The sequence below is a fragment of the Acinetobacter sp. 231_lipA genome (assembly GCF_058243005.1).
The window spans coordinates 1776459-1789548 of sequence record NZ_JBZAYU010000001.1 but is presented as its reverse complement, the minus strand read 5'-3'; the positions used below and the strand labels follow the sequence as shown (position 1 = coordinate 1789548).

12 protein-coding genes and 1 riboswitch are annotated in these 13090 nt (G+C 44.5%); of the genes, 7 read left to right on the top strand and 5 right to left on the bottom strand.

What is annotated here, in order from left to right; translation table 11 throughout:
• Positions 1-86 precede the first annotated feature (86 nt).
• The 6 genes from AC4CUX_RS08775 to gluQRS all read left to right on the top strand — a co-directional run bounded on the left by AC4CUX_RS08775 (position 87) and on the right by gluQRS (position 6549).
• Complete coding sequence (locus AC4CUX_RS08775; RefSeq protein WP_490792339.1) at positions 87-1139, top strand: hypothetical protein; 1053 nt, start codon at positions 87-89, stop codon at positions 1137-1139.
• A gap of 69 nt (positions 1140-1208) precedes the next feature.
• A riboswitch (TPP riboswitch) is annotated at positions 1209-1336 on the top strand.
• 144 nt (positions 1337-1480) lie between these two features.
• Positions 1481-3373, top strand: coding sequence for a phosphomethylpyrimidine synthase ThiC (gene thiC, locus AC4CUX_RS08770; protein WP_490792338.1), 1893 nt, complete (start codon positions 1481-1483; stop codon positions 3371-3373).
• A 75-nt stretch (positions 3374-3448) separates the two neighbouring features.
• Complete coding sequence (locus AC4CUX_RS08765; RefSeq protein WP_168159852.1) at positions 3449-4069, top strand: NUDIX domain-containing protein; 621 nt, start codon at positions 3449-3451, stop codon at positions 4067-4069.
• 10 nt (positions 4070-4079) lie between these two features.
• A complete protein-coding gene (gene cpdA, locus AC4CUX_RS08760; RefSeq protein WP_348958310.1) occupies positions 4080-4877 on the top strand; it encodes a 3',5'-cyclic-AMP phosphodiesterase in 798 nt (265 codons plus the stop codon).
• Between the two features lie 209 nt (positions 4878-5086).
• Complete coding sequence (gene dksA / locus AC4CUX_RS08755; RefSeq protein WP_004692816.1) at positions 5087-5614, top strand: RNA polymerase-binding protein DksA; 528 nt, start codon at positions 5087-5089, stop codon at positions 5612-5614.
• 2 nt (positions 5615-5616) lie between these two features.
• Positions 5617-6549 carry a tRNA glutamyl-Q(34) synthetase GluQRS gene (gluQRS, locus tag AC4CUX_RS08750; protein WP_348958311.1) on the top strand — a complete coding sequence of 311 codons (933 nt, stop codon included), beginning with the start codon at positions 5617-5619 and terminating at the stop codon, positions 6547-6549.
• 219 nt (positions 6550-6768) lie between these two features.
• Here gluQRS and ftsW read toward each other — a convergent pair whose 3' ends face one another.
• From ftsW to AC4CUX_RS08725, 5 genes are all read right to left on the bottom strand, one after another.
• The gene (gene ftsW / locus AC4CUX_RS08745; protein ID WP_348958313.1) at positions 6769-7965 is read right to left on the bottom strand and encodes a putative lipid II flippase FtsW; all 1197 of its coding nucleotides are present in this window, start codon (positions 7963-7965) and stop codon (positions 6769-6771) included.
• Between the two features lie 19 nt (positions 7966-7984).
• Entirely contained in the window at positions 7985-9331 is a 1347-nt protein-coding gene (gene murD / locus AC4CUX_RS08740) for a UDP-N-acetylmuramoyl-L-alanine--D-glutamate ligase (RefSeq protein WP_348958315.1), read from the bottom strand.
• 160 nt (positions 9332-9491) lie between these two features.
• The gene (locus AC4CUX_RS08735; RefSeq protein ID WP_104222290.1) at positions 9492-9743 is read right to left on the bottom strand and encodes a DUF6587 family protein; all 252 of its coding nucleotides are present in this window, start codon (positions 9741-9743) and stop codon (positions 9492-9494) included.
• 27 nt (positions 9744-9770) lie between these two features.
• Positions 9771-11630, bottom strand: coding sequence for a ferrous iron transporter B (feoB, locus tag AC4CUX_RS08730; protein WP_348958317.1), 1860 nt, complete (start codon positions 11628-11630; stop codon positions 9771-9773).
• Positions 11627-11887: a FeoA family protein gene (locus AC4CUX_RS08725; RefSeq protein ID WP_010325703.1), complete on the bottom strand. Its 261-nt coding sequence runs from the start codon at positions 11885-11887 to the stop codon at positions 11627-11629. The genes feoB and AC4CUX_RS08725 overlap by 4 nt, the downstream gene beginning before the upstream one ends.
• 180 nt (positions 11888-12067) lie before the next feature.
• On the opposite strand from AC4CUX_RS08725, the gene xerD reads away from it, so the two are divergent.
• Positions 12068-12985, top strand: a complete 918-nt coding sequence (xerD, locus tag AC4CUX_RS08720) for a site-specific tyrosine recombinase XerD (RefSeq protein WP_062033281.1) — start codon at positions 12068-12070, stop codon at positions 12983-12985.
• Positions 12986-13090 lie beyond the last annotated feature (105 nt).

Below are 13090 nucleotides of genomic sequence, written 5' to 3'. Positions count from 1 at the left end.
TTCCATTCCCCCTATAAAATGAGGCACGGAGAAAAGGAGTTTCTCTACTGTGTTGTCGCTGAACTGAGTTTTTTGATCGAGTCGCTGTGAATCATTCCTCTTTATTTTCGCTTAAACCTTATGCACTGATTTTCATGTACGCGCTGTTGGCTGCCTGTCAGAAACCTGAACCTGTCAGCTTTCAAGAGCCCGCACAAATAGAAGCGTCTTCGACTCAAACCTTGGACTTAACCGACTTGTGCCAAAAAATTGACAAAAACATGTCGGAAATAGATGCACAACGTACGACTTTTGCTTTAGAGCAAATCAATCAAGATCTTAAGCTGTGTTTGCCTTTACTCGGTTTTCAACAACAAAAGCATTTATTGAGCTTATCCAATAAAATGTACCATGACTTTTTATCGGTTGAACGTACGCCACAACAGCAGCGCGCTTTTGAAAGCTATGCCCTAGAAATGGCGCAACATCCGACCATTCAACAAAGTCTTTTTGAGCAACTGACCATTCGCGACCAATACCTCATCAAACACCAAGGGCAGTCTTATGTCGAGCTGTTTGATGCAGGCGAAGGACAAGTGCATTACCGCCGTAGCCCTGAATATTTAGCCAAAATTTTTGCGCCTTACCTACCTGTCGCAGAGCAAGAGTTTATTGAACATCTGGCGACACAGAATCAATACCCAGCCGTGATTGGGAGTCAGGTCAAAATTGACGCCAAAGAAATTGCGGATCGTGCGCTGTATTGGGAAAACTATTTACAACAGTACCCGAAAAGTAGCTACCACCAAGATGCACGTCATCTGTTGAATCTATATAGCACCCTCTTGTTTATCGGACTGGATACTCAACGCGTTTACGACGGCTATACCGTGCAAAGCAACTATTTGGAAGAAATTGAGCGCCTAGCCGCATTAAAAAATTCGATAGTGACGGATCAAGCGCGTTTATTTTTAAAGTTCGTGCAACTCAGCCCAGAACAAAGAGCGGCTCAAATCATCTTGCCTGCTTCCGCTCACGCACAGCGCCTCGGTGCAGATCAACTCTTACAAAGACAATTGGCGCATTTTATTCAACTACGTATGGTCCAACCCGATCAAGGCAAAGACTGCTTAAGCGATGCCATTTGCTTAGAACGTTGAACACATTTCCCCTTCACACTTTGAATAAAAAGGTCGCTGTTTTTAACAACAGTGCATGTTAAGATGATGCATCGCTTGACGGAGCGCGAGTAATTGCTCGCTGAGATCAGCTAAGATTTTTCAATAAAGTTTTGAAGCTGAGTACCGTTGAACCTGATCAGGTTAAGACCTGCGTAGGAATCAAGCCATCTAAAAACTGAACGCCTTTCATTGAACTATTTCCAGTAGAAATACATCCGTTGCATTTGTACCCGCAAATCAACAACACACAGAAATAGCTTCAATTGCCATCGTTTTTGGTCGTGCTTGATTCGTTGATGTCATTCATAAGGATCATTGCAATGAACCAGTTAACGAATCTTTCCGCTGAAATTTCAGCACAACATGAACAAGATGCTAAAGATCTGACCCGTATCTTGCCTGCCTCTAAAAAAGTTTATATCCAAGGTTCACGCCCAGACATTCAAGTCCCCATGCGTGAGATTGAACTGACCGAAACCCCAACAGGCTTAGGCGGTGAGTACAATCCACCAGTGATGGTGTATGACACCTCTGGTGTGTATACCGACACCAATGTCAGTATTGATCTAAACAAAGGTCTACCGAATGTCCGTGAAAGTTGGATTGAAGAGCGCAATGATACTGAAATGTTAGACAGCCTCAGTTCAAGCTTTGGTCAAGAGCGTTTACGGGATATTCGTACCGCTGATATTCGTTTTGCTCATATTCAAAAACCACGTCGTGCCAAAGCAAGCCACAATGTCACGCAGATGCATTATGCCAAACAAGGCATCATCACTCCTGAAATGGAATACATCGCTATTCGTGAAAATCAGCGTCAACGTGAAGGAGTCGATGCACGTCAGCACGCGGGACAAAACTTTGGTGCGCATAACTTGATGGAAATCACGCCTGAATTTGTGCGCAAAGAAGTGGCTGAAGGGCGTGCGATTATTCCTGCCAATATTAACCATCCTGAAATTGAACCGATGATCATTGGCCGAAACTTCTTGGTGAAAATCAATGCCAATATTGGTAACTCGGCTCTCGGCTCTTCAATCGATGAAGAAGTCGCAAAAATGACATGGGCAACCCGTTGGGGTGCAGACACCATCATGGACCTTTCCACAGGGAAGAACATCCATGAAACCCGTGAGTGGATTATCCGTAACTCACCTGTTCCGATTGGTACTGTACCGATCTATCAAGCTTTAGAAAAAGTCGATGGGGTGGCGGAAGACTTGACATGGGAAATCTTCAAAGACACGCTGATCGAACAAGCTGAGCAAGGCGTAGACTATTTCACCATTCATGCGGGTGTCTTATTACGTTATGTTCCAATGACGGCGAATCGCCTCACCGGTATCGTGTCTCGTGGTGGTTCGATCATGGCGCAGTGGTGTTTGGCCCATCATCAAGAAAACTTCCTCTATACACATTTCGATGAAATCTGCGACATCATGAAAGCCTATGATGTGTCATTCAGCCTCGGCGATGGCCTGCGTCCGGGGTGTATCCAAGATGCCAATGACGAAGCACAGTTCTCTGAATTACGCACTTTAGGGGAGCTGACCCATCGTGCATGGAAACATGATGTACAAGTCATGATCGAAGGGCCGGGGCATGTCCCAATGCATATGATCAAAGAAAATATGGATCTACAACTTGAAGTCTGCCAAGAAGCGCCCTTCTACACTTTAGGGCCATTGACCACCGATATTGCCCCAGGTTATGACCATATTACTTCTGCGATTGGTGCGGCGATGATTGGTTGGTATGGGACTGCCATGCTGTGTTATGTCACCCCTAAAGAACACTTGGGCCTGCCGAACAAGAAAGACGTCAAAGATGGCATCATCACCTATAAAATTGCAGCACATGCAGCAGATTTGGCCAAAGGTCATCCGGGTGCGCAAGTCCGTGATAATGCCCTATCTAAAGCACGTTTTGAATTCCGCTGGGAAGATCAGTTTAATCTCAGTCTTGATCCAGACACGGCGCGTAGCATGCATGATGAAACCATGCCGAAGGAAGCGCACAAATCTGCGCACTTCTGTTCAATGTGTGGTCCCAAGTTTTGCTCGATGAAAATCACCCAAAACGTGCGTGATTATGCACAAAATCAGCAAAACGCTACACTGAATAAAATTCAGCAAGAAGAGGTTGAAAACGGTCTCGATAGCATGAAAAAACAATTCCATGCAACCGGAAAAAACTTGTACCAAAAAGTGTAAGTTGATAAAAAACCTTTTGTAATCATGTGATTCTCAGTTAGGATGAAATGATAAATTTCATCCTTATTGCGCTTTATGAACATAATTAAGCAAGCTACATATCACCGTGAAGATGTCCAAATTGTAGACAGAGCCTTTGTTTTTCAGGGTTTTGTTCAAGTAGAAAAAGTAAATTTACGTCATCGCCTGTTTAATCAAACTGAGTACACCGCTGTGATTTCACGTGAGCTCATTCAGCGCCCTGAAGCTGCAGGTGTCTTGATTTATGATGATGCACAACAAAAATTTGCCTTGATTGAACAATTTCGTATTGGTGCTATGGATGACCAAGATTCAGCTTGGCAGCTGGAGATTATTGCGGGAGTACTCGATGGTGATGAATCACCTGAAAGCTGTATTCGCCGTGAAGCATTAGAAGAATCAGGCTGTCAGATTGAACACTTACAACATCTGTTTAGCTTTTATCCTTCAGCAGGTGCTTGTGCGGAACTGTTTCATCTGTATAGTGCTGCGGCCGATTTACCCGAACAAGGTGGTGTATTTGGTATGCCCGATGAAGGTGAAAATATTTTATTACACCTGATTGATTATGCGCAGATCGATACATTACTTTCCAATGGTCGGCTCAGAAATGCGCCTGTCATAATGGCCTTGCAATGGCTACAACAACAGATTAAAACGACAAGGAATGTCTAAGGGGTCAGGCATGACTTTAAATAATGAGAAAAATTGGACCATTATCCAAATTTCAGATACGCACTTGATGGATCAAGATCATCTGGAGTTTGTACGTATGAATCCAGAACAAAGCTTTCATCATGTAATACAACACATTGTGGAACGTCATCCACAAATTGATGCCTTCGTCCATACGGGCGACTTGGCACAAGTACCTGTGCCTCGAACCTATCAACGCTATTTAGACTTTATGCAGAGTTTAAATACGCCGTTTTATCAGGTTCCGGGCAATCATGACAATGCCGAGCACTTCCCTTTTCCTCAGCAGCAAAACAAAGTTCATGTGATTCACTTTGGCCCTTGGAGCGTGGTTTTACTCAATAGTGCCGTCAAAGGTAAAATCGATGGCTGGGTCGATGAAGCACAATTGAACCAACTGGAACAAATCCTACAAGAATTTGCACAGCAACACATTGTGATTGCCTGTCATCATCATCCTTTTGAAATGCAGTCAAAATGGATTGATCAACATAAACTCAAGAACACCCAAGACCTCACTGCGGTTCTTGCGAAATACCACAATGTCAAAATTGTGCTATCTGGACATGTCCATCAAGAATCATGGCGTGAGTGGCATGGTATTCAGTTTTACTCGACGCCGTCTACCAGTGTCCAATTTAAGCCTTTAAGCGATCATTTCGCCTTAGATGAGCAAGCACCAGGTTATCGTATTTTACAATTAAACGCAGATGGCAGCCATGAAACCCACGTAGAACGTGTCTTACACGCACAGCAAAAAATAAATGTTGAAATTTCAGGTTATTAACTTTTCATTTTTATCGTTTTCAATTACCTTAGTTGCTCTTACGAAAAAGTGATCAATTTAATCCAAACATCAAAGACTATCAAAATACTTAAAAAGTCTATATGATGACGACCCCCGAGGGTGAATCTCCTCGAGGGTGGATAAAAACACTTGCATATCACCATATTTTTTGCGTATTAAAGATACGTATATGATGAGGATTGCCCTAAATGGCGAATGACAACCAAAATACTGTCTTAGACGAACAAACTGATGTTGTAGATGAAAAATCTACAAAACGTGTGCGCAAAACTAAGCCTAAAGCGACTGACGGTGGTTCTACTGCAAGCTTATTTGGTATTGAACCTTATCAGCCGAAAAAAAATGAAGAATACATGTCTGAAGGTCAGCTTGAACACTTCCGCCAAATTTTGTTGGCATGGAAAGCAGAGTTGATGTCAGAAGTTGACCGCACACTCAACACCATGCAAGACGAAAACACCGCTTTGCCTGATGTGAATGACCGCGCGACACAAGAAGAAGAGTTTGCAATTGAACTACGTACACGTGACCGTGAACGTAAACTCATCCGCAAAATCGAACAATCAATTGAAGCGATTAAAAACGATGACTATGGTTTCTGTGAAACCTGTGGCATCGAAATTGGTCTGCGCCGTTTAGAGGCTCGTCCAACTGCGACTTTATGTATTGACTGCAAAACACTGGCAGAAATCAAAGAGAAGCAAAATAACGGTTAACTGTGACTGTTGATAACTCTCCAGCCAAGCATCGCTTGGCTCTTGCGCAGCGGCGAAACGATGTTTCGCTGACTCGCTACTCAGGTCGGTTTGCGCCATCGCCAACCGGCCCTTTGCATTTTGGTTCACTTATCACAGCCGTTGCCAGTTATTGCGAAGCTAAAGCACATCAAGGTACATGGTTGGTTCGTATCGAAGATACCGATATCCCGCGTATTTACCCCGGCAGTGAAAGCCATATCTTGCGTTGTATTGAGGCTTTCGGCTTTCAGCCCGATGCGGAGATCATTTTCCAAAAAGATCGTCTCGACCTATATGAAGACGTGATTCAAAAACTATATCAACTCAAACTGGTCTATGCCTGTCAGTGCACCCGCAAAATGCTCGGTTCTAACCACATTTATGCAGGCACCTGCCGTGACCTTGCTCTGCCTTTTGAGCAACAAGCCATTCGCGTCAAAGTGGAAGATGTCGAGATTTGTTTTGATGATGCCCTACAAGGCAGACACTGCTCACAACTGGCACACGAACTCGGTGACTTTGTACTGAAACGCCGCGATGGCATTATCAACTATCAATTAGCGGTCGTGGTGGATGACTACCTACAAGGCATCACCCATGTGGTTCGTGGTGCAGATCTATTGGATAATACCGAGCGCCAAATTTATTTAGGTCAGCTCTTAGATTACCCGAGCCTTAGCTATATGCACCTGCCTTTGGCCATGAATGATCAAGGGCAAAAGTTATCTAAACAAAATATGGCACAGGCATTGGATCTTAACCAAGCACCCACACTACTCGCTCAAGCGATACACGCTTTAAATCAGCCAGCTGTCGAGCTAGACACCCCTGAACAAATGTTGCAACAAGCCATTGCACAATGGGATGTTTCGCTGATTCCACACCGTACTACCCTGCATGGTACCTATTTATAGCAAAACCATCGCGGCAGAAATTCAACGCGAGGTATAGCGCTCAACATTTGCAATTGAGGCAAATTCAAAAAATTTAGACCATTACAGTCACATTCATCATGAAAGAATGATGGATAGATGTGCTGATAAGAAACACAATTTAGAAAGGACTCAAACGCTATCCGCATAAAACGAAAAGTGAGTTTCGTCTGCGGAAAGCGTGATGAAAGAACAACCTGCTTAGAAGCTGGATTCTTCTTTGGTTGGATTGGCACTTTGTGTTGTTGCATCTATTTTTAAAATCAAACTGATCATCACTGCACACATAATCAGGGATGAACCTCCATAACTAATGAAAGGTAGTGTCAAACCTTTGGTTGGCAGCATCCCCATATTCATACCTGCGTTTACCAAAATTTGCAGTAAGAAAATAATCGACACCCCATAAGCCAAATAACCCGCACGCAAGTACTGATTTTTCAGGGCACGATGACCCACTTTGATACAGCACAGCAACATGGTAAAGGACAGAATTAAGACCGTAGTGATGCCGAAAAAGCCAAACTCTTCACCTAAAATAGCCAACATGAAGTCGGTATGGGCTTCAGGCAAGTAGGCCATTTTCTGTACACTGTGGCCAAGTCCTACACCAAACCATTCACCACGGCCAAAAGCCATCAAGGCATTGGAAAGCTGGTAACCAGTGCCTAGCGGATCTTCCCAAGGGTTTGAGAAAGACATTAGACGTTCAAAACGGTAAGGCTCAAATACAATCAGAAAGACAAATGCCGCAAAAATTGCACCAAAAGCCATACCAAACTGAATCAACGGCGCGCCAGCAAGGAAGAAGATACCAAGCATCATCAAACTAATCACCACGGTTGCACCCAAGTCGGGCTCCGCGATAATCAAACCCACCGTTAACAGCATAATAATACCGAGACGGATCAAACCTTTGATGTTATTTCTTACTTCTTCGGCACGGCGTACCACATAGTCCGCTGTGAAAATCGCCATCATCACTTTGGCGACCTCAGAAGCCTGTAACGTAAAGCCCGCAACACGAATCCAGCGGGTTGAACCATTGACCTCCGTACCGACGACCAACACAGCGGCCAGCAGTAAAATGGTCAAAATCCACAACGGAAAGGTGTTATTGAACCAAACATTGAGCGGAACTCGGTATACCGCATAGGCCAAAACGCCAGCCACCGCAATTGAAATCCCGTGACGAAGGACATAGTGAAATGAATTCTCATGAAGGCGTTCAGCATAAGGCATCGACGCAGATGCGACCATGATCGAACCTAAACACAACAACGAAATGACGCAGAAGATCAACACATTACGTGGTGTCACTTCGCTGGGTACACGCGGCGCCCAACGGCTATAAAACTGATTCATTTTATTGATCGTTGTCTGAGCAAACTCAGCCATCTCAATTTCCTTATTATTTTTAGTGGAGTTCTTGCACACAAGCGACAAACTGATGTCCGCGCTGTGGGTAACCACTGAACATATCAAAACTTGCACATGCAGGTGACAATAACACGACATCATGGGCTTGGGTATTGGCTTGGCAAAGTGCAACCGCCTGCTCTAGCGTCTCAGCATGTAGTAAGGTCGTTGTTCCTGCCACAGCTTTTTCAATTAATACTGCATCTTCACCAATCAATACCGCCACTTTCACGTATTTGCTCAAAGCCTCACGTAAAGCGCTAAAGTCTTGCCCTTTGCCTTGACCACCTAAAATGATCGCGACCTTACCACCTTGGGCTTCAATCGCAGCACCTAAGCCATCAATTGCAGCTAGTGTTGCACCTACGTTGGTGCCCTTAGAGTCATTATAGTAACGGACACCCTCAACTTCTTTCACAAACTCACAGCGATGCTCTAAGCCTTTAAAGCTTTTCAGTGTTTCCAACATCGACTCAAGCGGAAGATTGATTGCCTCACCTAAAGCCAAACAGGCCAACGCATTGGCCACATTGTGTGTGCCTTGAATATACATCTCTGCACTGTTCAATAAACGTGTGCGACCACGGGCCAACCAAATCGTACCATCGTCATCTCTTAATACACCATATTGATTCATATCAGGTGCATTTAAACCAAAGCTTTGCATTGGCGTAGCATCAGGTACTAAAGGACGAGTCAGCGAGTCATCACGGTTATGAACGACTTTTTTCACGCCTTGGAAAATGCGATGCTTCGCGGTGTGATAGCCCATCATATCGCCATGACGGTCAAGATGGTCTTCACTCATATTCAGCACCACCGCAACCTCAGCTTGTAAATTTGAAGTGGTTTCTAACTGAAAGCTGGATAGTTCTAAAATGTATAAATCTGGCTGATCTTTGGTTAAATCCAACGCTGGGCGACCAAGGTTACCGCCTACCGCGACTTTTACACCTGCATGTTCAGCCATTAGCCCAATCAAGGTCGTCACGGTACTTTTTGCATTCGACCCAGTAATGGCCATGATCGGCTTGTCGGTTGCACGGCGTAAAATCTGAATTTCACTCACCACGGGAATACCTTTGGCAATCGCAGCTTGAATTTCAGGTAGTTTCGGATCGAGCCCAGGGCTAATAACGATTTCTTCAGCAGACAACAACAGTTCTGCGTCAAACTGACCAAAACTGGTTTGTACCTCTGCTGGAATTTGGTCATGACCGGGCGGGGTCGACCGAGAGTCCGTTACTGCAACGCGGTAGCCTTGGTTATGTAAAAAATTGACCGCTGCAACACCAGAAATGCCGAGCCCTGCAACGACCTTAAGTCCACCACGTTGTATTAACATTTTCGCCCCATGCTTGGTCTGAGATTTATCTGCGGAAATGTTAGCACTTTGCTGTTTTGAATGCTTTTTCTGTTTTGACTTTCCTGCACTTTTTTTGTGTCAGTGCGTAAAAAAGCCGCCCCTCTTGGACGGCTTTTTTATTTGTGAGCAAAAATCGTTTTTATTTCCACTTCACCGCTTGGACTTCAGGCTTTTTCGCATTGCTGTCTTCCGTTGCTGGACAAGCACAGTTTCCGCCACAACCACCAGCCATTGACGGTTTTAACCACGTTGCTAAACGCGTCCAACCTCGAGCCTCACACAGCGTGGACAAGGACATGAAAACTGAACCCGATGTCTTAGGAAATACTTTCTTAAATACCACCACGGCACTCCAGATCACCAGAGCAGCAACAATTAGAATTTCAATCATCTCAATCTCCTCGCCTATTTACGCCAATTAGCCCAAATAGTGCGTTGCAATTTGATAGGTCAGGAATGACATTAAATAAGCCAAACCAAACAAGTAAATGGTCATAAAACTCACGGTTTTCCATGAACCTGTTTCACGTTTGACCGTCGCCAAAGTCGCCAAACAGTGCGGCGCATAAATAAACCACACCAATAAAGACAGACCAGTCGCCACCGACCAGCCGAGCTCACCGCCACTACTGATCAGTGAAGCCAAACCTTGTGACATTGCATCTTCATCGACAGCGGATAAGGCATATACCGTACCTAAAGCTGCCACTACGACTTCACGAGCGGCCATGGCTGGAATCAAGGCAATACAAATCTGCCAGTTGAAGCCCAGCGGTGCAAAAATCGGTTGTAGTAAATGACCGAGCATACCGGCAAATGAATAATCAATTTCTGGTAAAGTCGCACCTTCAGGGGCTTGCGGGAAAGTACACAAGAACCACAGCAAAATAGACAACGCGAAAATGATGCCACCCACACGACGCAAGAAGATCTTGGCGCGGTCAAGTAAACCAATCCAAATATTCTTTAAGTCAGGGAAACGATAGCTTGGCAACTCCATCATCAACATATGTTGTGACTTATCTTTCTGGAAGAACTTCAGAACGAAAGATACACACAGTGCACTCGCAATCCCGGCCATATATAATGCAAACAACACCAAACCTTGCAGATTGAATAGGCCCCAAACGGTTTGTTCAGGAATAAAAGCGGCAATTAACAAGGCATATACAGGTAAACGTGCAGAACACGTCATCAGCGGTGCAACAAAAATCGTGGTCAAACGGTCACGCGGATCACCAATGGTACGCGATGCCATGATGCCCGGAATTGCGCAGGCAAAGCTTGATAACAATGGAATAAAGGCACGCCCAGAAAGACCTGCTTTAAACATCAGTTTATCCAGCAAAAACGCGGCACGCGGTAAATAACCCGACTCTTCCAACACCAAGATAAAGAAGAACAAAATTAAAATCTGCGGTAAGAACACCACCACACCACCCGCACCCGCAATAACTCCGTCCACCACCAAGCTATTAAGCAAAGGTTGGCTAATCACGCCACCAGCAGTTTCACCGAGCCAACCGAAGAAAGTTTCAATCCCATCCATAAACGGCGCAGCCCAAGCAAAAACGGCTTGGAAGACAATAAACATCATGACGGCAAGGCTAACTAAACCCAAAACTGGATGTAGGAAAATCTTATCTAGAAAATCAGTTCGCTTGTCTTCTTCATCGACGTACTGCACAGCGTCATGTAATAAATTTTCTACTTTCTCATGTGCAGTGTCGCCTTTTAAACCCGTCAGCTCGGTATAAGGCACGGCATATTTGCCCTGCTCTAAAGCGCTAAGCAGGCTTTCAATACCCGAGTTACGCACCGCAACCGTTTCAACGATCGGCACACCCAAGCGCTCAGAAAGCTTTTGGGTATTGATTTGCATGCCACGGCGACGTGCTTCATCCATCATGTTTAAAACGATTAACATTGGACGGCCCAATGCAATCAGTTCAATCACTAAACCAAGGTGAAGTTTGAGGTTGGTTGCATCAACCACACATAAGAAAGCATCTTGCTGATCTTCGTCTGCAATTTTCCCCATCACCACATCGCGGGTAATCATTTCATCAGGGCTGGTCGCATCTAAGCTATACGTCCCTGGCAAATCCAGAACGCGAACCGCTTGACCAGAAGGAAGAGTAAATTGACCAACTTTACGCTCAACCGTTACACCCGCATAGTTACCTACTTTTTGGCGTGTTCCAGTGAGATGGTTAAATAACGAAGTTTTACCGCAGTTTGGATTACCTACAAGGGCAACACGCAAGGCATCACTCATCTAGGTGCTCCTTCGACTTGAATTTCAATTTTTTCAGCTTCAACTTTTCTTAAGGCGAAACGTGTAAAACCCACTTGGATTAAAATTGGATCGCCACCAAAAACACCTTTGGTAATCACCTGTACTTTTGTACCTGCGACAAAGCCTAATGTTTCAAGACGACTAGCCACCAAATCAGTCTGAGCTTCGCCATCCAAAGTATGATTCACTTTGTTAATGATGGCAGTTTGTTTGACTTTTAAATCAGATAAACGCACCGCATCCAACCCTTTAATATTTTGAACAGTATACAAACAAATGAGAATAATTACCAAATCAGATTCGATAATGATTCGCATCTGTTATAACACATCGACAAGCGAGAATGATTACACTACATTGAATAAAACCCCTATTCCTTGTTTTTGTCTTTCCGTGATGATGTGCTTGAGAGTTTTATGTTAAATAAAAAACCGCGTGTGCCTGCGCCTGTTCAAATCCCAACTCAGCTCAGTTTTTTACATGGCTTTAAAGATTATCTCATTGCACAAACCGTCAGCCCGCACACCCGAAATGCTTATCTCTCTGACTTATTGCAGTGCAGCGAGTGTAGTCTGGTGAGCATGCCCGAATGGAGCAGTGACGATGTCGCCGATGTTCTGCTGACCCTCACAAAGCAAGGTAAAAGCCCGCGCTCCATTGCGCGCTGTCTGTCTGCTCTGCGTTCTTTTTTTAAGTTTCTACGGGAACAAAAACTGCGTTCAGACAACCCTGTCGCGCTGCATAAAACACCCAAAATTGGCCGTGCACTGCCTAAAGACTTGTCTGAGCAAGACGTGGATGCCTTAATTCAAGCCCCCGATATTGAAACCGCTCTTGGACTCCGTGATCGTGCCATGTTTGAAGTGTTATATGCCTGTGGTTTACGTGTATCTGAGCTACTGAACCTACGCCTAGACTTAATCAATTTAAAACAAGGCTATTTAAGAATTACGGGTAAGGGCAATAAAGAGAGACTGGTGCCTTTAGGGCAAATAGCCGTGGAATGGGTCGAAAAATACTTAATTGAGTCCCGTCCGCAATTATATAAATCTGCAACTGACTATCTATTTTTAACTCAACATGGCGGCATTATGAGTCGGCAAAACTTTTGGTATGCCATTAAACGCTATGCCTTACAAGCAGGGATTCAGGCTGAACTGTCTCCACACACCTTACGACATGCTTTTGCAACGCATTTACTCAATCACGGTGCGGACTTGCGTGTGGTACAAATGTTATTGGGACATAGTGATCTGTCCACGACGCAAATTTATACCCATGTCGCACAAGTGCGTATGCAACAACTGCATGCCAGCCATCACCCTAGGGCTTAAGGTCTTGATCATCCATAACTTAAGGCTGTTTTTAGCACGAAGACTACGAAGTATTACCGAGTCCTGTACTTTTTTTGCTATGCTTGGCGCTCTGTTTTTATAAAG